The sequence below is a fragment of the Wolbachia endosymbiont of Aedes aegypti genome (assembly GCF_021496215.1).
GTDB lineage: Bacteria > Pseudomonadota > Alphaproteobacteria > Rickettsiales > Anaplasmataceae > Wolbachia > Wolbachia pipientis.
In genome coordinates this window covers 939,474-957,881 of record NZ_CP090902.1, presented here as the reverse complement: position 1 = coordinate 957,881, position 18,408 = coordinate 939,474, and the positions used below count along the sequence as shown (strand labels likewise).

Below are 18,408 nucleotides of genomic sequence, written 5' to 3'. Positions count from 1 at the left end.
AAATAGTACCCTTTATACACAAATTACTGAATAAAAACTTTTATTTTGATAGCTTGAGCAATTATTCAAGTAATTTATGTGGAAGTAGGAGTACTAAGCGCTCCTACCCCAATAAGCCCACAATTTCTGCTTACACTTTTTTGACGCTAATTACATCGAACTCTTTTGAATGGCTTCCTTCAGTGGAATTATATAGCTAATATTCCTGTATAAGTTAAATAAGTTAATACTTAAGCTTGTACTCTTGCAGTATTTGAAGAGAGATTCTCAAGGACGTTTTTTGTCTGTGGTTCACTAATCATAGTTTGAACGATATTAGCTGCCATAATAACACAGCCTAGAATAAAAAAAGGCGTAGAAACAAAATAAATAACAGAAGACTCAAAAAGCGACATAGATGCAATACCTCCTATTAGAAATGAAGCACTGGATGCTATATCAAGATAGATCTTTGTTAACTTTTTTTGTCCTGGAGTGTTTTTTATGCCAGATTTCTTATTAAGATTCTGTTGTCGGGAATGATCATTTAGTGACCATATATTTAAAGCAAACGAAAGTGCACTGAATATAGTGCCGGCAATACTAAAATACAGACTTAAGACAGGAATATTCAAGACCAATGCCGCTATGTATCCAATGAAAGAGATAGTAGATAGTGTAGTAACTAAGCGTTTCGAGTAAGTTCGTACCTTCTTTCTGTAGGCTAACTTATCTTTTTCACCATACATAGCATAAATATTACCTAATATGTTATATTATAACATTAATTAATTCAATAAGCAATATGGAAGCTAAGAGTGCCCGAGAGAAGACTTGAACTTCCACAACTTAAAAAGTTACTAGCACCTGAAGCTAGCGCGTCTACCAATTCCGCCACCCGGGCTTTTTATAGTTTACTATGTTAAAGTTAAATAATATACTTAAACAATTTTTAGTTCAAAGGTAATGCCAAATCTAGATCAAATATTTTTTGCTCAAAACAATGTTAATATTAATAACGTATATAAAATAGTCAATAACGCTTTGAGCAATAGCGATGGTGGTGAGCTGTTTCTAGAATTTTGCCAGTCGGAGTCCCTGGTTTTTGAGGATAACATATTAAAACACATGGACTTGAATACTAGAAGGGGATTTGGTTTAAGGTCTTTTTGTGAAGATAGTACATCTTTCGTTTGTTCTTCTGAGATCAGCGAAAAAGAAATTAGTAATGCTGCTTCTATGGTAAAAAGCTCAGTGTCTTTAAACAAGACAAATTCAATAAATTTAAACGAAGAGACAAAAAGCCTATATTCGAGGATTAACCCTATAAATGAAATGGATCTGAATTCAAAGATTAAGCTACTCAATGAGGTTAATGAGTATGTAAGGTCCAAAAATAACTGCGTGAAGCAAGTAAAAATAACTCTAAGTGGAGAATGGCAAGTTGTACAAATAATAAAGGGTGATCACAGATTAAGCGATATCAGGCCTCTGGTACGTTTTAATGTGCTAGTCATTGTAGAAAAAGATGGCCGTACCGAAAGAGGTTCTGCAGGGCATGGTGGAAGGGACTCTTATAGTAAGTTTATTTCTGAGAAAAAGTGGAAAGAAGTTGCAAACCAAGCGTTAGAACAAGCACTGGTAAATCTTGAAGCAATTCCAACTCCAGCCGGAGAAATGACAGTCGTTTTAGGTCCAGGCTGGCCAGGAATATTGTTACACGAAGCCGTGGGTCATGGACTTGAGGGCGACTTCAATCGCAAAAAAGTCTCAGCATTTTCAAATTCTGTGGGTAAACAAGTAGCAGCTAGTGACATCACAGTAGTTGATGACGGAACTCTGCCCAATTTGCGCGGCTCTATCAGCGTAGACGATGAAGGCACTCCACCCAGTTATAATATATTGATAGAGGATGGGATCCTAAAAGGATACATGCAGGATCATATGAACGCTAAACTCATGGGTGTAAGCCCAACTGGTAATGGTAGAAGAGAAAGTTATAAAGAAGTTATTATGCCGCGCATGACAAACACCTATATGTTGCCCGGAAAGTATACACCGAAGGAAATAATATCTAGCGTAAAGAAAGGTCTATATGCAGTAAATTTCGGTGGTGGGCAGGTTGATATAACGTCAGGAAAATTTGTTTTTTCATCTTCGGAAGCTTACCTAATAGAAAATGGCAAAATTACACAGCCAGTAAAAGGAGCAACACTAATTGGTGACGGTCCAACAGTGTTGAAAAAAGTATCTATGGTTGGTAATGACTTAAAGTTAGATCCTGGTGTTGGCACATGCTCGAAAGATGGACAAAATGTGCCCGTTGGAGTTGGTCAGCCGACACTCAAAGTCGACGCAATAACTGTTGGTGGAACTGAGATATAGATAAGGGCTAAAACGGATTCCAGCGCACGGCGCACAGCTGTACAAACATTATGATTTGGAAGCAATTGCCACCAATAGGGTGTCATCCCAGTGTCTGGGCACTGCCTTTGTGTTTGAGGCAAAACTGGCTATAACATTTAACACACTGCTTTCGCAAATAAATGTTCGTACAGTTATGTGTCAGCTACTTGGATGACACTTTTGTACTTGATGCAAGATTATATCTTGAAAAAATTAAGTTTTAATGCTATAAAATAATTGTAAATTTTGTCTCCGTGGTAGCTTTATGAATGTTGAAAGTAAAAAAATACACGATGCTAAAATAAAATTACCAATATTTCTTGATTATCAATCTACTACTAAAGTAGATCCCCGTGTTTTAGAGGTGATGATACCTTACTTTGGTGAGTTCAGCAATGCACACTCTCGCAGCCATTCATTTGGTTGGACTGCTGAAGAAGCAGTGGAAAAAGCAAGGAAACACATCGCTGATCTGGTGAACGCAGATAGCAAAGAAATTATCTTTACCTCAGGTGCAACTGAGTCAAATAATACGGCAATCAAGGGCGTTGCTCACTTTTATAAAAATAAAGGAAATCATATAATCACTGTCTGCACGGAGCATAAGTGTGTTCTGGATTCTTGTCGGCATCTGGAAAATGAAGGCTTTAAAGTTACATATTTGCCTGTTAAGCAAAACGGAATTATAGATTTATCAAAGCTTGAGGAAGCAATTACTGATAAAACAATTTTGATTTCAGTAATGATGGTAAATAATGAAATCGGAGTAATTCAGCCTGTAAAGGAGATTGGTAAAATATGCAGAAAGCATAATATATTTTTCCATACAGATGCAGCTCAAAGCTTTGGAAAAGTTCCAATTGATGTTAATGAGATGTGCATTGATCTTATGAGTCTCTCTAGCCACAAAATTTATGGACCTATGGGAATAGGCGCATTATATGTACGTAGAAAGAATCCTCGTGTTAGGCTGATACCACTAATTAGTGGTGGTGGACAGGAAAGAGGCATGCGTTCTGGAACAGTTCCAACACCTCTTGCAGTTGGTTTTGGTGAAGCGGCACGTATTGCTAGAGAAGAAATGAAAAAAGAAACAACTGGAGTGGAAGAATTAAGGGATATTTTGTATAACAAGATAAAAGAAGCGTTCCCTGATATCGTTTTAAATGGTGATTATGAAAATAGAATTCCTGGCAACCTAAACTTGAGCTTTCCCTATGTTGAGGGTGAGTCTCTCATCATGGCAATCAAGGATTTAGCAGTAAGTTCTGGTTCTGCGTGCACGTCTGCGTCTCTTGAGCCTTCCTATGTAGTACGGTCGCTAAATAATGGCCATGACCTTGAGCATTCATCAATTAGATTTGGCCTAGGCCGATTTACAACTAGAGAAGAAGTTTTGTATGCAGCAGATCTTGTTGCTAAAAATGTTGGCCGACTGAGAGAAATGAGCCCACTTTGGGAGATGGTACAAGAAGGAGTAGATTTGAACACCGTGAAATGGGACTCTCATTAAATGTATCCGTTCCAACTGCAAATGCACTTTGAAATTACTCTGTACCGTTCACACTTAATTCTTCAATCTCACTAATAGAAAGGCCAGTAAATTTGACAATAGTGTTGACATCAACATTGTTAGCCAGCATTGCTTTTGCGACTTCGATTTTTCCTTCAATTTTCCCTTCCTCTTTACCGATTTTGATGCCTCTTTCTTCGCCAATTTGGATGCCTTTTTCAGTAGCAAGGTCAAGTCTGTATTCAAGAATGGCTTCTTCTTTCCGTAGATCCATTATTCTTTCTTCATAAGCTACTAAATCTTTTTCATTCCAGCTAAACCTGTCTAATTCATCGTAGGCTAACTTTATTATTGGTGCTTTTTCTGCTATTTTCCTTAAGTCTTCTTCCGTAGTTTCATCTGCATATTTGAAGAAAAATAACCAACGATCCACTATGCTTTCTAGCTGTTCTTCCTTATTCTTAGGAAATTTAGGTAGTTCAATAAATACAAATTGAAAATCTTTTAAGTCATGCTCATTGGTTTTCTCATCTCTTATAGTGTGGCTGGATATATAATCAAGCTTATCAGGAAATAAATTACAATTAGAGATAGCAATAAAGAAAACCTTCTTTAAATCAATGTACTTACCAGATTTATCAGCTTGCCTTGAGTAAGCCTTAGCAGCATATAGTTGAGCTCGTTTTTCGAAGCCTTTATCGCGAGTGAGCTGGTTAGGTAAGGAAGTAGTATTGCTACTACTCCCTCCCTTAGAAACGCAGCATGCAGGTTTCCCCACACTACGCTTGAGCCCCTTATCTAAGTCCTTCTTTTCTCGAACCGGCTTGTCCTTCATGATTCCTCAGAAAACATCATTCTTAATGGTGACACCAACAGTAGAGAACCTTCTCTTGAGAAAGAGCTTGCTAACATTTTTGTTTGTTTCACTCTTTCATCAAAATACTTTTTCCATTTTAAGTCAAGTGGATTTGCATCCGCCCTGATTTTAACATGTCGTCTGATAGGTATATCAATCAACCTCAGCAGTCTTAAATACCTTATCTCTTTCGGTTTGTTCTTGCATATGGGTGCAGCAAAGACCCATTGGCGTTGTTTCATTACCTTGAAGTAACGATTCTTTATCCAACGTAATCCTTTACGAGGATGTCTTTTCTTTGCCCATTTCCATAGAGCACACATAATTTCATGGTCTATTTTGTTAAAAGCTCTTTTCGCACACACATGGCTGTAGTAATTTCCCCATCCCCTTAATAGGGAATTGAGCAACTTGATTAGTACGGCCTGAGTGTTCGCTATGTTTGCCTTTATCAATGTACGTGCTTTATTAAGAAGTTTCTTAATACTTTCTTTTGAAGGTTTTATAATTAACTTCTTATTATACCTGCGTACATTACAACCAAGAAAGTCAAACCCTGTTGTAATAGATGTAATTTTTGTTTTCTCTTCGGAAAGGATAAGACCTCTCTCCTGAAGAAAGGACGATACTAGAGGTTTTACTTCATTTTCCAGTACTTCACGTGTGATTCCTGAAATGATAAAGTCATCTGCGTACCTGATTACATTTACTCCACTTCTGATTTTGCTTCTTCTTTTACTGCCAAGTTTACCAAATTGACTTTCCAATGATTTTTCAAGTCCATTTAGGGCTAGATTTGCTAGTATTGGAGAGATGATACTACCTTGTGGGGTACCTGCAGTTGTGGAATACAGAGTTTTTGATTCTAGGAAGCCAGCTTTTAACCAGCTATGAAGAATTTTCTTCTCCATAGGAATATGCTTCATGAGCCATTCATGGTTAATGTTATCAAAACACCATTTAATATCACCTTTGAGTATCCATTGTAGTTGGTTACGGCTTGCCAGTAACAAGTGACAAGCCACAGTAGCGTCTGCGCAGGATCTTTTTGGTCTAAAACCATAAGAGTGACGATCACTGATCGTTTCAGCTATCGGTTCCAAAGCAAACAAGTATAATGCTTGCATGGCTCTATCTTTTATCGTAGGGATTCCAAGAGGTCTTCTTTTGCCATTAGACTTACTGATGTATATCCGTTTTAGCGGAGAAGGTTTGTATCCTCTTTGTTTTAATAGCTTTATTCCTTGAAATTTTGTGTTGCAAGTTGACCATATTTGACGATCTACACCTGCTGTGTTTTTTCCTTGGTTTTCAGTTACTCTCTTAACCGCCAAAGCTTTGCCGCTAAAAGAGCGTGTGAGAAGGTGTTGTAAAGTTTTCACCTTACCCCATCTGCCTTGTTGGACAGCCTTAACAATACGCCTCTGTAGCCTCATAACAACTTTTTGGCATTTCTTCCAGGGTAACTGGTTCCATGCTTCGGAGTTATTGGTAGGTGCACTTACAGTTGTACTTGTAATCATCTGCTTTCCTACCTTAAGTGGTTAACAAAGTTTCTTGTCATGAGGGACCAAATGGAAGTCTGCTCGTTTTCACGCGAATTAATGTTACAAATTCTATCCATTTCGTTACAAAATGGCATTCGCTTTCTCCATTATCCTTTACCTGCACATCCATCAGCATTCCTTGCGGGTTGCCTGCCATATAGGCGAAAATACAGGCTTATCCTGTTCCTTTTGTCATACAATAGTGGGTTAGGTGGCTTCTCTATACCGGTGGAATTATTATTTGCGTACATCCAGAAATGAAAAATGTCACATTACCTTTTGGTCGGAGCTTATCAGCATCTTTAGCTCTTTAATCGTTACGATACTTATGAAGCTTCACTTACGTTCACCATACCACTAAGCCTAGCCCTCCAACCACATGATGCTTGTAGTTTATGCTTTCTCTCACGATTGAGCATCTTCTTTATCAAGAGGAGGTTCATTGTCCGCGTCGCTCGGCACCAACTGGTTACCCAATTCGCACTGATGCGTAGACTCAGATGGCAAAACATCTGGTTCAATAAGCTTTAGAATCCTTTCAGTTTCTTTCTGAATGAATTCCTCTCCTTTTAAACAATATGACCGAAGGCTTTCAGGTCGCACCATTTCAATCACATACCTAGCCCCACTAGAGTCCCTGCAAAGAACATCAACTATACTTTGCTTATCAGAGGCAATTTCAGGATCCATTATAGTACTGAGGAATTCCACTTCTTGTATAGTATTTATCTCGGTAAACCCTAAAATATCATTCAAAAAATGTATGAGAATATTCTTATTTTTTTCAGTGCCAAATATTTTTTTGAAGGTTAAATCCAGCTTAGGGTCGAGAAACTTAGATAAAGCCATAGCCAAAGTGCTTAAAAATATTAATAATTATACACTATTATTAACAATTATTCAACCATATTTTTGAAGATAGCTATGCCGCCGCGAACCGTCATACCGCCGCGGTATCTCTAGATCCCGCTAACAAGCAGCGGGATGACGAATTACTTAACCGTCATACCACCGCGAACCTTCATACCGCCGCGGTATCTCGGCATAGATTCCGCTAACAAGTAGCGGAATGACGATTGTGTATCGTGTTTTGCTAAAAATCACAGAATGCAGTCTGGTTACATTACTCTAGCTATACGCAACAACTTTACTTTCAACAATTTTGTGAGCAATAATACGACTTTCATAATCAATATTTATTATATCAGATAGTGAATTAATATCAGTATAACTACCAAAACTTTCCATTGTTGATTCCACTACCTCTACTATTTTTAAAAAGCCGATTCGTGACTTCAAAAATTCATTAACAGCTATTTCATTTGCAGCATTGAGCACAATACTGTTTGTTTGTGGAGCAGAAGAGTTTAACACTGCCATGCTAAGCTTTAGCGCAGGAAAACGCTTATGGTCTGGTTCTTGAAAGGTCAATTTTCCTTGCTTTGTTAAATCTAATTTACGATTTAAAGCTGATCTTTCCGGCCCAGATAGAGCATATGAAATAGGAATTGCCATGTCAGTTTCTGCAAGCACAGCAAAGTTGAACCCATCCTTATAAGTTACAATTCCATGTACTATTGACTCAGGATGCACTATTGCTTCAATTTTATCCGGGCTGATATTAAACAAGTTATGTGCTTCTATTATCTCTAGTGCCTTATTCATCATTGTTGCGCTATCAACCGAGATTTTCTTTCCCATATTCCAAGTGGGGTGACTAAGCGCCTTATCTACCATAACATTTCTTAATTGCTCAAGGCTATAATTTAAGAATGGTCCACCAGAAGCAGTAAGTATGATCTTTTCTACGCATTTGTCGTCATTTTGCAAAATTTGAAAAATTGCATTGTGCTCAGAGTCAATAGGGATTATTTGTACATTTTTTTCTTTAGCTTTTTTGAGTAATAACTTTCCACCGCAAACAATGCTTTCTTTGTTTGCCAATGCAATGACTTTGGTACCGCTTTCTATAACTTCCATAACTGGCCCAAGGCCTGCAATGCCAACTATTGCAACAACTGAGAGATCAACAGGTATGGTAGCAATATTTGTAGCACCAATTGCTATTTTTACATCTGTACCAAGTAAACTTTCTTTCAAATCTTTGTAAAGCCTTTCATCGGAGATAGCAACATATTTTGCATTTAGCAGTTTTGCTTGGTGTGCCAGTAGAGCAAAGTTCGAATGGGCACTTAGTGCTTCCACTTGGTATTCTTCTTTTCTCTTTGAGAGCAAATCTACAGTCTTTTTTCCAACACTTCCTGTTGATCCCAAAACTGAAACCTTTTTCACTAAGACAAACTCATAACAACAGCAACTTTTCTTATTAGGCCTTCTTCCAACTATTCAATAGTTTTTAAGTGTTTAACCAAGTTCATATCCGTGGTCATCGCCAACAGATGGTGAAGGACCAGGTGAAAAAGATTGATCATGGTGATCACCTGCATCATGCATGTCTTGCAAACCATCAGCATTATGAGCTATTTCGTTATTGGCATGAGGGTAATCATCTGAGTGATGTCCATCATCACCATGAGCCATATCCATTTCTTCTGATGGCATATCTTCCCCACCTCCACCTGAAAAATATTCTGCAAGGCCTTCAAGAAGTTTTATGCCAAACATATTACCTGACTTTCCAAACAATGTTACTAGACTACTGCCACTCACCAAACCTTCAAACACGTTACTATAAGCAGCAATTGCTCCTTCATGAAAGTTGAACAACCATTTCATTCCATCGACAACTGTTGAAACAGAGTCACTATGACCAAGACCAAAACCACTTTTCTCACCAGCAGCCTCTTGGTGTTGCTGCTGCGCTTGCCATTCTGCAATGTTTGGACCTTGAGCTTCACTCATAAATTTTTACTCTCAACCTTAAGCTATTATTTTATCACAAATATTGCAAAATATCAATAGAGCTTTTGAATATAGCTAATACAAACAATTTCTGTCATCCTATATATAGCTAAACTGACTTACGACAATTTGAAAAACGACAAATTCGTCATTCCGCTACTAGTTAGCGGAATCTATGCCGAGATACCGCGAATGAATCGCGGTATGACGTGTTAGCTATAGGATCCAGTTTGAAAAAAATCTGAATTCCAATGTTCACTACCTTTTACAAAGTTAAAACTTAAAAATATGACTGTTAGCAATAGTGTATATATCTTTAGCTATATATAATGAATGAATTTTTTTATATATTCGTTATTAGTATTTTGTATTTCCTGAACAGTTCCATGGGAAATGATCTCCCCTTCATATAATACTGCTATTTTATCAGCTATTTTAAATGCGCTATGAATATCATGTGTAATCGTGATAATTGTAGGGTTAAGATCTCTAGATAATTTTATTATTATCTCGTTTACTATATCTGACATAATTGGGTCCAATCCTGAAGTTGGTTCATCCAAAATAATGATTTCTGGATTGTGTGCAATCGCCCTTGCAAGTGCCACTCTTTTTTTCATTCCACCTGATAGCTCTATTGGAAACATATCTGCTATGCTTTCCTCCAGTCCAACATCATTTAACTTCTCGATTGCTAGCTGTTTTGCCTCTTTTTTGCTGATATTAAAGCGCTTTTTATAATTAAAAGATATATTTTCCCACACTGTAACGTAGTCAAATAAAGCGGAATTTTGAAATAAAACCCCAAATTTATTTTTGCTTTTACTATTTATTTTAACAGACCCTGAGTCTGGAGCAAGCAAGCCGATAATTGTTTTTGTTAATACAGATTTGCCGCTTCCTGAGCCACCAAGTATGACTAATGATTCCCCTTTTAATATATCAAAATTTAGATCTTTTAGTACTGTCCTATCATCAAAAGATAAGCTTAAGTTCAATATTGATATTATGGGGTTACGCATGTATCAAAGTAATCATGTAGTTTGCTAAAATGATCAGTATGGACGATAAAACAACAGTTGATGTTGTAGCAACACCTACTCCTCGTGCACCTTCTTTGCAATGGTAACCGTAATAGCAGCTTGAGACAGAAATTATGGCGCCAAATGCAGTTGCTTTTATTAGCCCAGTTATAAAATCATACGTATTAAAGAACTGAGCTGTGTGTTTAATGTATATATTTAAATTGTGGTTAAATTCGAAGACTGCAGTGATGCATCCTCCAAATATTCCTATTAAATCTGCACATACTGTAAGTATGGGAAATACTATGATTGACGCTAAAATCCTTGGTGCAATTAAATATTTGAAAGGGTTGATGTTCAAAGTTGTAAGGGCATCTATTTGCTCGGTGATGCGCATCGTACCAATTTCTGCTGCAACTGATGATCCAACCTTTCCTACCATTATTAAGCTGATCAAAACTGGTCCTAACTCTTTAATGATAGTGATCGTAACAAGTTTGGGTATTATCTGTTCTTGGTTAATTGATGGGTCACTCAAGCTACTTTGTAAAACTATCGCCGCTCCTATAAAAACTCCAGTGAGCCCAACAATTGGCAGAGAGAAAAAGCCTATCTCTATAATTTGTCTTGCTATGTTGCTAAAATAATATGGTGGCACAAGGCAGTGGTATAGAGATTGAATAAAAAATATGAATGCACTACCAAGCCTTAACAAAAAATTGATAAAGTACCTACCAATTATTCTAACACTATTTATATCAAAAAAGCTCACTTTGTATTCATTTTAGCTAGAGGTTAGTCTTACTGATTTTATTAAAATTTTTATTAACTTTATCGCAAAGTATAGCTGAGATATGTTTTAAGTTCAATATACTTGATGTTTTAATTTAAAGCTTAACCCAAGAAAGGTTTCCCTACGTCATACCGCCACGGTATCCACAACTGTACGAACGTTGTAGTTTGGGAGCAATTCCCACCAGTGGGCCAGTGCCCAGACACTGGGATGGCTTTGTTGCATCGCTACTTATGAAAGGCTAACTATAATTAGGATTATAAGCAACTTATTGAAAATCTTGTTTTTTTGCAATCAATCTGATCAAATTTAAGAATAGTAATTTGTTATTTATATTAATAAATTTAATTCTATTGAAAATAGCTAAAGCATTGAAATTCTTGAATTTTAGCCAGATTAGTGAGTGGTAGTGAAATTTCTTTTACTCAAATTTAGGTATTCACTGACCGTTCTTGTTATAAATACCAGAATAATAAGCTACTGATATTCCCTATCTTTTTTATCTTTAATCCATCATAGCTAGCGATGCAACAAAGCCCACTGGGATCCAGCTTCTATGCAACTTAATTAAAAACGTTTGTTTTAGCATAAGACAACTACCTTTAGCTCATCAGCTCAGTTATAAGCAAAATTTCTGGATTCCAGACTGGAATGACATCATCTGTTGTGCAATTTACCTTCAAAAATGAATGTTCGTACAGCTATGGATTCATTCGCGGTATAGATTCCGCTAACGAGTAGCGGAATGACGGTTTTTCAAATTGTAGAGCCACTTTAGCTATAGAACTCAATTACATAAGCAAACCTTACTTATTTTACTATCCCTGTTTACTTCCTGTAAAAAACATGTTACTAATGAATTGAATTTTGTAGTAGAATGGAGGAAGTTTTGGCAGTTCCAAAAAGAAAAAAGTCAAAGTCAAGGCGTAATATGCATCGTTCTCATCATGCTATTGAGCCTAAGAATGTTGTGGTATGTTCAACAACTGGGGAATTCATGTTGCCTCATAACGTAGCAGTTGATGGCAGTTACAAAGGAAAACGGGTTTTCATCAAGCAACAGGCAGAGTGACTATTATGATATGTTATCTACGGTCAATAATAATATAGTTATTGCACTTGACGCTATGGGGGGCGATTTTGCGCCTCTTTCCGTAATTCATGGTGCTGGTTTTTTTTTAGACAACCTTGTTGACCCAGGCATTAAAGTTTTTTTTCATATTTATGGAGATAAGGAAGAAGTATCTCCTTTGCTTTTGAAATATAAAAAAGTAAGTAACAATTCTGAATTTACTCATTGTTCTGACAATGTCCTTGCAAATGATAAGCCATCTTTTGCGCTGAGACATCGTAAAGACTCAAGTATGAAAGCTGCAATTGTTGCAGTGAAAGAAGGTAAAGCTTTCGGAGTGGTATCTTCAGGCAACACCGGAGCGTTGATGGCAATTTCCAGATTTATTTTAGGAACATTACCAAACATTTATCGTCCTGCTATTGCCTCTATCTGTCCAACTAAGACAAAAAGCTTAGCTTTGCTTGACCTTGGTGCAAATGTTGATTGTAATGCCGACTCATTATTTCAATTTGCGTTAATGGGTAGTATATTTGCAAAAATAGCATTAAAAATTGACAATCCTGAAGTTGCTTTGCTAAATATCGGCACAGAAGAAGTTAAAGGTAATGACTCAGTGCGCGGCGCTTTTGAGTTGCTTAAAAACGCTCCAGGCATTAATTTCAAAGGGTATATAGAGGCAAGTGAATTTTTAGAGGGTAATATAGATGTGATTGTTGCTGATGGTTTTGTTGGCAATGTAATGCTCAAAACGGCTGAGGCAACCGCTAGTACCTTTATCAATCTAATAAAGCAGGAAGTATTCAATTCGTGGATAGCGAAAATGCTTGTTGGTATATTGTTAAAATCCAAACTAAATAAAGCTTTAACGCGTTTTAATCCCAAAATTAGAAGTGGAGCTATGTTTTTAGGGCTGAATGGTATCATCATTAAAAGTCATGGAAATTCTGATGCTATTTCTTTTGCCCATGCCATAAAATTTGCAGTAAATGCAATTAGTGAAAATTTAAATCAAAAGATAATTAACGGGGTAAGTCATATTGAATAAAAGTTTCATATTAAGCACTGGATCTTACCTACCAAGAAAAATGTTGAGTAACAACGAAATTGCATCGATAGTTGAGACGAGCGATGAATGGATAAGGCAGAGAACAGGAATAGTTCAAAGGCATATAGCAGATGAAGGAGAACTAACGTCAGATCTAGCTGTAAATGCAGCAAAAAGTGCTATAGAAAAAGCTAAAATTTCAGTAGATGAAATTGACTTGATTATAGTTGCTACAACAACTCCTGATAAAACTTTTCCTAGCTGTGCAACGATTGTACAAAGTAAGTTAAAATGTAAAAACGCATTTGCTTTTGATGTACAAGCAGCATGCTCTGGTTTTATATATGCAGTTACAGTTGCTGATTCGCTCATAAAATCTAACAATAGAATTAAATATGCATTGGTTATAGGTGCTGAAATAATGTCTAGGATTGTTGATTGGGAAGATAGGTCAACTTGTGTACTCTTTGGTGATGGTGCTGGTGCAGTGGTGATGAAATCAGAAATGGGTAGAAGCGGCATCATATCAACAAACTTATACTCTGACGGCAATGTGGACATACTATGTACGAACGGAGGGATATCCTCAACTGGTGATTCTGGAAAAATATGCATGAATGGAAGAGAAGTTTTTAAACATGCAGTGGATAAGTTAACAGCCTCAGTAGAGGAAACTCTGAAATGCAATAATTTGAAAATCACTGATATTGACTGGTTAATTCCCCATCAAGCAAACATTCGTATTATTGAAGCAGTAGTAAAGAAATTAGATTTTCCTATAGAGAAAGTGATTAATACCGTTGATAAGCATGCAAATACCTCAGCGGCATCAATTCCACTGGCCTTAGACTATGCAATACAAGAATCAAAAATAAAATCAGGAAATCTGGTACTGCTGATTTCAATAGGTGCAGGCCTGACCTGGGGTTCCGTGTTGCTGCACTATTAGACTTCCTGCATTACCTCCTGTCATCCAAGTACCCTCTTTGTCATTCCAGTGCCTCTTTCTCCTGTCATCCCAGTGCCCTGACTACTTGGATCCAGAAAAAAGAATGGTGTCATGAAAGTAGCTGATACTGGTTTTCATCCAAGAGGGTGTCATCTCAGTGCCCTGACTACTTGGATCCAGGAAAGTTTGCTTGTAAGCAAGCAAACTAGCACAGAAAGTGGTTACAACATTTTCGATGAGATTATATGGAAAACTAGATCCCAGTGTCAAGCACTGGGATGACAAAAAAAGGAGCACTGGGATGACAGCAGTCCTACGTCATACCGCGATTCATTCGCGGTATCTCTAGATCCCGCTAACAAGCAGCGGGATGACGGTTGTCGTTTAGCCATAAATATTTAAGAAATTTACCAAATGAAAAAAAAGGCAAAAGAAGCCCTGGGGTTATTATCCGCTTTAAAATATTGGCGTTTTTTATGTTTTAAACGCTTGACAAGCGAGATTAAGCTGCTTTTAATTGCAACTAACTTACGCTGCAAACGTTTAAGAAATTTACTAAGCAGAAAAAAAGACAAAGAATCCCCGAGTTAGCTAGTCTTTTACTATCTCTGTCGAGTATTGGCATTTTTTGATGTCTTGTAACGCTTTGTAAGCGCGTTCAGCTTATTTAGATAAAAATCTAGATGTAGATGAAGTTTTGTAAAGACATACAGTATCTATATACTGCAAAAAATTGAACATAAGACGCCGATACATTAAGTAATCCTTACCTTTTAATCTGCAGATTGGCGAAAGCAAATACAATAGCTTCAGTTTCATGATAAGGGAGCTGGCGAGGTTTGTCAAGGAAGTTTTTCTTTTCCGTGAATTCCCTTTGAGGTTGAATATTGAAAATTAACCGGAGAGTTGTGGATTACTTTGTATATGTCATAACAAGCCATGGCGCTCTCAGCAAAACCATTTAGTATTAATTTTAGTTTGCCTGAATAAATAGCTATATCTCCGATTGCATATATCCTATCTCTACTGGTTTTAAGTGTAGCTGGGTCGACAACTATGCGGCTATGTTCTAACTGTATACCCCAATTGTTTATTGGACCAAGATTCATTGACAATCCAAAAAATGGCAGCAAAAAATCAGCGGATATTTCTTTTTCTTCCTTAGAGGCAATGTTTTTTACTATCACTGCGCTCAACTGCCCATTACCTCCTGCTAGTTCGTGTAATTGATATGGCACTACCAGTTCTATTTTTCCATCAATTTCAAGTGATTCTAATTTATTTCTAGTTTCAGGAGTGCAGCGAAATTCCTTTCTCCTATGTATCACATAAATTTTCTTCGCAACTTTAGAAAGTTCTACAGTCCAATCAGCCGCAGAATCACCCCCACCTGCAATGACTATAGTTTTGTCCTGAAAATCAGAAATTTTATTTACACTGTAAAATACAGATTTATTTTCATATTCTAATATACCACTTAAGGGTGGACGGTTAGGTTTAAACATTCCGTTACCTGCAGCAACAATAACGGCTTTGCATTTTACCTCTGTACCTATGTTCGTTATGACAGTAAAGCTTTCACCTTCGTTATTTGAAATCTTTTCCACTTTTTGACTTAAATGGTAAACAGGCTTAAATGGCGAAGATTGCTCCATTAGTTGCTCAATTAATTTTTGGGCAGTGATTACAGGATAACCAGGTATATCATATATTGGCTTTTCTGGGTAAAGAGCTGTGCATTGTCCTCCTGCTTGATCCAAAACATCTATTATATGACATCTCATATCAAGCATTCCCGCTTGAAAAGCAGTGAATATTCCAACAGGTCCTGCACCTATTATTACTATATCGGTTTTCATATTCAGATGGTGATCTATTTATAGATATTAGCTTTCTTTGCTAACAAGGTCAATTTACAAAGGGATGTATTTTTAAAAGATGTGGCTAGATTAGACAAGATTTCCAGCGTTATGAACCACATAGTCCAAATAAGCTCTAAAAATCAGCTAGCATAGCGAGATGCTGTGCGGACGGAATGGGATTCGAACCCATGGTACGCTCATCACGTACGTCAGTTTTCAAGACTGGTGCCTTAAACCGCTCGGCCATCCGTCCATTTCTTTTCTATCACAACATTTGATTTTAAGCAATCTATAAAAGCTTTACTTGCCCACGCAAAAGTTGCTAAACACACTACTCAATATTTCCTCAACATCAATAATTCCAATCACCGCACCAAGTTCAAATGCAGCAAGCCTCAAATCTTCAGATATCAACTCAATTGGATTATCGATATTAAAACGTTGTAAATGTTCCAGTGCTTTCTTCATGTGATTCCTATGTCTTTGCCGAGTGATTACAGGAGTGTCTCTATCATGCCCAAATTTTTCCTCTGCCTTCTCTTTTATGAGAGAGATCAATTTGTTTGTACCTATTTCCTTTAGAATAGAAATGGGTAAAAGATCTATGCCATTAATTTTTATATTGTGATTATTGATAACATCGTCAGCTTTGCTCAATACATAAATGGTGTCATTTTGGTCTGATGTCATGCAAGTAGCTGACACTGGAATCCAGCTATGAACATTGTTTTCAGCACATGTTTCTAGAATCCATTGTCTATTGCATAATTTGCAAGTATTTTTATATCTGGATCCCAGTGTCAAGCACTGGGATGACACCGTTTGTTGATTACAATATTTGCATAGTTGTGTGTCAACGACAGATGGTATATTGCCTGTGGCTTGATAATTGACATCGTGTCGTTGTTCAAAAGGAAATAGCTCTATTCTTAAATCAGCTTCAAAAGACCTCTTTTTCGCTCGACTTATACCTTCTAATTCTATTGGATCTGAACTTTCACGAATTCCAGCAGTATCAGAGAGAATGATTGGGTATCCGCCAATGTCAATATGAGCTTCAAGTATATCTCTTGTTGTGCCTGCATATTCAGAAACAATAGCAATATCACGCTTGGCTAAGAAATTAAACAGAGTTGATTTACCGACATTTGGTTCACCAGTTATTACAATATGTAAACCCTCACGCAACCTTTCGCCCCGTCTATTATCATTTAAATGCTCTTGTATCAACTGCACGAGAGATTGCACTTCATTATTAATTTTTTCCAATTCACTTTTTTCTGCCCAAATGTCCTCTGGAAAGTCTATATATGCTTCGATTTTGGATTGTATCGTTATTAATCTTTGCCTCCAATTGCTGTATAGTCTCTCCAATTCTCCTGATATCTGCTTAATCGCTTGTTTAGCTTGCATTTTCGTCTCAGCATCAATTAAGTCTGCAATCCCTTCTATTTGCGTTAAGTCAAATTTACCATTTAGAAAAGCCCTAAGTGAGAATTCTCCAGGCTTGGCCATAACGAAAACTTTTGATAATTCCTCCAAGATGATTTTTATAACTGCCTTGCTTCCATGCACTTGTAACTCTATAACGTCCTCGCCAGTGAAACTGTTTGGAGCAGGGAAATAGATGATTATTCCATTATCTATCAATTGACTGGAATCATCATATAGATCAACTAAAGTAGCAAATCTTGGTTTAATTTCTTTCTTAATATGAAAATGATTTAAAGCTTTAAGCGCGTAGTTGCCTGAAATTCTGATTACTGCAACTCCTGACTTACCAAATACGGTCGATAAAGCGAAAATAGTTTCATTTGTGTTTGTCATTATTTATATAAACTACTTAGCAATATTACACTTAAGAAACCAAAATACCTAAAAAGTCACCCAGGTGAAAATATTTATTTTGAAAACTGATAATATGATTTATAATGACTGACACAAGTTTTAAATATTTTATGCTCAAGAAATTAGCTTGGTACTGGTCTTTTGTAGAGTTAATTAAAGGGTTTGTTATTACATTAAAATATATGTTTAAGCCAAAGGTTACTTTGAGGTATCCTATGGAGAAGGGCCCTTTAAGTCCAAGGTTTCGTGGTGAGCATGCGTTGCGTAGGTATCCAAACGGTGAAGAACGATGCATAGCTTGTAAATTATGTGAAGTTATCTGCCCTGCTCAAGCAATAGTTATTGAAGCAGAGGAAAGAGAAGACGGTAGTCGCCGCACCACGCGCTATGATATTGATATGATAAAATGCATATACTGCGGACTTTGCCAAGAGGCATGTCCAGTTGATGCAATTGTTGAAGGTCCTAACTTTGAATTTGCTACTGAAACAAGAGAGGAGCTAATGTACAATAAAGAAAAGTTATTGCGTAATGGTGAAGTTTGGGAAGACGCAATTGCACTCAGGTTAAAAAAGAATAGGCCTTATTATTAATGTTCAGAGCTTATAACCCTGTTATCCATTATGATTTAGGGGCAGTGCCCACTAG

The 18,408-nt window shown here is 36.9% G+C and carries 18 protein-coding genes, 2 tRNA genes and 1 pseudogene; 8 read left to right on the top strand and 13 right to left on the bottom strand.

The window, feature by feature from the left end:
* Nucleotides 1-230: 230 nt before the first annotated feature.
* A complete protein-coding gene (locus tag L0Z58_RS04945) occupies nucleotides 231-728 on the bottom strand; it encodes a hypothetical protein (RefSeq protein WP_010962975.1) in 498 nt (165 codons plus the stop codon).
* Between the two features lie 70 nt (nucleotides 729-798).
* Nucleotides 799-883 (bottom strand) — tRNA-Leu (locus L0Z58_RS04940).
* Nucleotides 884-945: 62 nt separating this feature from the next.
* Between L0Z58_RS04940 and tldD the strand changes: the two genes are divergently transcribed.
* From tldD to L0Z58_RS04925, 3 genes are all read left to right on the top strand, one after another.
* Nucleotides 946-2,364 carry a metalloprotease TldD gene (tldD, locus tag L0Z58_RS04935; RefSeq protein ID WP_010962974.1) on the top strand — a complete coding sequence of 473 codons (1,419 nt, stop codon included), beginning with the start codon at nucleotides 946-948 and terminating at the stop codon, nucleotides 2,362-2,364.
* 55 nt (nucleotides 2,365-2,419) lie between these two features.
* Complete coding sequence (locus L0Z58_RS04930; RefSeq protein WP_153296798.1) at nucleotides 2,420-2,560, top strand: hypothetical protein; 141 nt, start codon at nucleotides 2,420-2,422, stop codon at nucleotides 2,558-2,560.
* A gap of 90 nt (nucleotides 2,561-2,650) precedes the next feature.
* Entirely contained in the window at nucleotides 2,651-3,898 is a 1,248-nt protein-coding gene (locus L0Z58_RS04925) for an IscS subfamily cysteine desulfurase (RefSeq protein WP_010962973.1), read from the top strand.
* A gap of 34 nt (nucleotides 3,899-3,932) precedes the next feature.
* Here the strand turns inward: L0Z58_RS04925 and L0Z58_RS04920 are convergent, their stop codons facing one another.
* The 8 genes and pseudogenes from L0Z58_RS04920 to L0Z58_RS04885 form a co-directional block, all read right to left on the bottom strand.
* Nucleotides 3,933-4,733 carry an Rpn family recombination-promoting nuclease/putative transposase gene (locus tag L0Z58_RS04920; RefSeq protein WP_010962972.1) on the bottom strand — a complete coding sequence of 267 codons (801 nt, stop codon included), beginning with the start codon at nucleotides 4,731-4,733 and terminating at the stop codon, nucleotides 3,933-3,935.
* Nucleotides 4,730-6,277: a group II intron reverse transcriptase/maturase gene (gene ltrA / locus L0Z58_RS04915; protein ID WP_010962767.1), complete on the bottom strand. Its 1,548-nt coding sequence runs from the start codon at nucleotides 6,275-6,277 to the stop codon at nucleotides 4,730-4,732. The genes L0Z58_RS04920 and ltrA overlap by 4 nt, the downstream gene beginning before the upstream one ends.
* A 37-nt stretch (nucleotides 6,278-6,314) precedes the next feature.
* Nucleotides 6,315-6,458 (bottom strand): hypothetical protein, encoded by a 144-nt coding sequence (locus L0Z58_RS04910; RefSeq protein WP_173862902.1) that lies wholly within the window; start codon nucleotides 6,456-6,458, stop codon nucleotides 6,315-6,317.
* Between the two features lie 446 nt (nucleotides 6,459-6,904).
* A pseudogene (locus L0Z58_RS06835) lies at nucleotides 6,905-7,150 on the bottom strand (PD-(D/E)XK nuclease family transposase); the annotation flags it as partial.
* 279 nt (nucleotides 7,151-7,429) lie between these two features.
* Nucleotides 7,430-8,593, bottom strand: coding sequence for a 1-deoxy-D-xylulose-5-phosphate reductoisomerase (gene dxr / locus L0Z58_RS04900; RefSeq protein WP_010962970.1), 1,164 nt, complete (start codon nucleotides 8,591-8,593; stop codon nucleotides 7,430-7,432).
* A gap of 72 nt (nucleotides 8,594-8,665) precedes the next feature.
* A complete protein-coding gene (locus L0Z58_RS04895; protein ID WP_010962969.1) occupies nucleotides 8,666-9,163 on the bottom strand; it encodes a hypothetical protein in 498 nt (165 codons plus the stop codon).
* A 320-nt stretch (nucleotides 9,164-9,483) separates the two neighbouring features.
* The gene (locus tag L0Z58_RS04890) at nucleotides 9,484-10,185 is read right to left on the bottom strand and encodes an ABC transporter ATP-binding protein (protein WP_006279859.1); all 702 of its coding nucleotides are present in this window, start codon (nucleotides 10,183-10,185) and stop codon (nucleotides 9,484-9,486) included.
* On the bottom strand, nucleotides 10,178-10,960 hold the full coding sequence (locus tag L0Z58_RS04885; protein WP_010962968.1) for an MlaE family ABC transporter permease: 783 nt from the start codon (nucleotides 10,958-10,960) through the stop codon (nucleotides 10,178-10,180). The genes L0Z58_RS04890 and L0Z58_RS04885 overlap by 8 nt, the downstream gene beginning before the upstream one ends.
* 910 nt (nucleotides 10,961-11,870) lie before the next feature.
* Here L0Z58_RS04885 and rpmF point away from each other — a divergent pair.
* The 4 genes from rpmF (at nucleotide 11,871) to L0Z58_RS04865 (ending at nucleotide 14,332) form a co-directional block, all read left to right on the top strand.
* Complete coding sequence (gene rpmF / locus L0Z58_RS04880; RefSeq protein ID WP_010962967.1) at nucleotides 11,871-12,053, top strand: 50S ribosomal protein L32; 183 nt, start codon at nucleotides 11,871-11,873, stop codon at nucleotides 12,051-12,053.
* Nucleotides 12,054-12,063: 10 nt separating this feature from the next.
* Nucleotides 12,064-13,101, top strand: a complete 1,038-nt coding sequence (plsX, locus tag L0Z58_RS04875) for a phosphate acyltransferase PlsX (RefSeq protein WP_010962966.1) — start codon at nucleotides 12,064-12,066, stop codon at nucleotides 13,099-13,101.
* Entirely contained in the window at nucleotides 13,094-14,050 is a 957-nt protein-coding gene (locus tag L0Z58_RS04870) for a beta-ketoacyl-ACP synthase III (protein WP_010962965.1), read from the top strand. The genes plsX and L0Z58_RS04870 overlap by 8 nt, the downstream gene beginning before the upstream one ends.
* A gap of 111 nt (nucleotides 14,051-14,161) precedes the next feature.
* Nucleotides 14,162-14,332 (top strand): hypothetical protein, encoded by a 171-nt coding sequence (locus L0Z58_RS04865; RefSeq protein ID WP_010082311.1) that lies wholly within the window; start codon nucleotides 14,162-14,164, stop codon nucleotides 14,330-14,332.
* 560 nt (nucleotides 14,333-14,892) lie between these two features.
* On the opposite strand, the gene L0Z58_RS04860 is transcribed toward L0Z58_RS04865, so the two are convergent.
* The 3 genes from L0Z58_RS04860 to mnmE form a co-directional block, all read right to left on the bottom strand.
* A complete protein-coding gene (locus tag L0Z58_RS04860) occupies nucleotides 14,893-15,909 on the bottom strand; it encodes an NAD(P)/FAD-dependent oxidoreductase (protein ID WP_010962962.1) in 1,017 nt (338 codons plus the stop codon).
* Nucleotides 15,910-16,077: 168 nt separating this feature from the next.
* Nucleotides 16,078-16,165, bottom strand: a tRNA-Ser gene (locus tag L0Z58_RS04855).
* 47 nt (nucleotides 16,166-16,212) lie between these two features.
* Nucleotides 16,213-17,739, bottom strand: coding sequence for a tRNA uridine-5-carboxymethylaminomethyl(34) synthesis GTPase MnmE (gene mnmE, locus L0Z58_RS04850; protein ID WP_010082336.1), 1,527 nt, complete (start codon nucleotides 17,737-17,739; stop codon nucleotides 16,213-16,215).
* A 131-nt stretch (nucleotides 17,740-17,870) separates the two neighbouring features.
* On the opposite strand from mnmE, the gene nuoI reads away from it, so the two are divergent.
* Nucleotides 17,871-18,353, top strand: a complete 483-nt coding sequence (gene nuoI, locus L0Z58_RS04845) for an NADH-quinone oxidoreductase subunit NuoI (protein ID WP_022626393.1) — start codon at nucleotides 17,871-17,873, stop codon at nucleotides 18,351-18,353.
* The last annotated feature ends 55 nt before the right edge of the window (nucleotides 18,354-18,408 follow it).

What these genes read in the sequence shown, in the direction of transcription:
- L0Z58_RS04945 (WP_010962975.1), bottom strand. Translation starts at nt 728, where the DNA reads ATGTATGGTGAAAAAGATAAGTTAGCCTACAGAAAGAAGGTACGAACT.
- tldD (WP_010962974.1), top strand. Translation starts at nt 946, where the DNA reads ATGCCAAATCTAGATCAAATATTTTTTGCTCAAAACAATGTTAATATT.
- L0Z58_RS04925 (WP_010962973.1), top strand. Translation starts at nt 2,651, where the DNA reads ATGAATGTTGAAAGTAAAAAAATACACGATGCTAAAATAAAATTACCA.
- L0Z58_RS04920 (WP_010962972.1), bottom strand. Translation starts at nt 4,733, where the DNA reads ATGAAGGACAAGCCGGTTCGAGAAAAGAAGGACTTAGATAAGGGGCTC.
- ltrA (WP_010962767.1), bottom strand. Translation starts at nt 6,277, where the DNA reads ATGATTACAAGTACAACTGTAAGTGCACCTACCAATAACTCCGAAGCA.
- L0Z58_RS04910 (WP_173862902.1), bottom strand. Translation starts at nt 6,458, where the DNA reads ATGGCAGGCAACCCGCAAGGAATGCTGATGGATGTGCAGGTAAAGGAT.
- L0Z58_RS04895 (WP_010962969.1), bottom strand. Translation starts at nt 9,163, where the DNA reads ATGAGTGAAGCTCAAGGTCCAAACATTGCAGAATGGCAAGCGCAGCAG.
- L0Z58_RS04890 (WP_006279859.1), bottom strand. Translation starts at nt 10,185, where the DNA reads ATGCGTAACCCCATAATATCAATATTGAACTTAAGCTTATCTTTTGAT.
- plsX (WP_010962966.1), top strand. Translation starts at nt 12,064, where the DNA reads ATGTTATCTACGGTCAATAATAATATAGTTATTGCACTTGACGCTATG.
- L0Z58_RS04865 (WP_010082311.1), top strand. Translation starts at nt 14,162, where the DNA reads ATGAAAGTAGCTGATACTGGTTTTCATCCAAGAGGGTGTCATCTCAGT.
- L0Z58_RS04860 (WP_010962962.1), bottom strand. Translation starts at nt 15,909, where the DNA reads ATGAAAACCGATATAGTAATAATAGGTGCAGGACCTGTTGGAATATTC.
- mnmE (WP_010082336.1), bottom strand. Translation starts at nt 17,739, where the DNA reads ATGACAAACACAAATGAAACTATTTTCGCTTTATCGACCGTATTTGGT.
- nuoI (WP_022626393.1), top strand. Translation starts at nt 17,871, where the DNA reads ATGCTCAAGAAATTAGCTTGGTACTGGTCTTTTGTAGAGTTAATTAAA.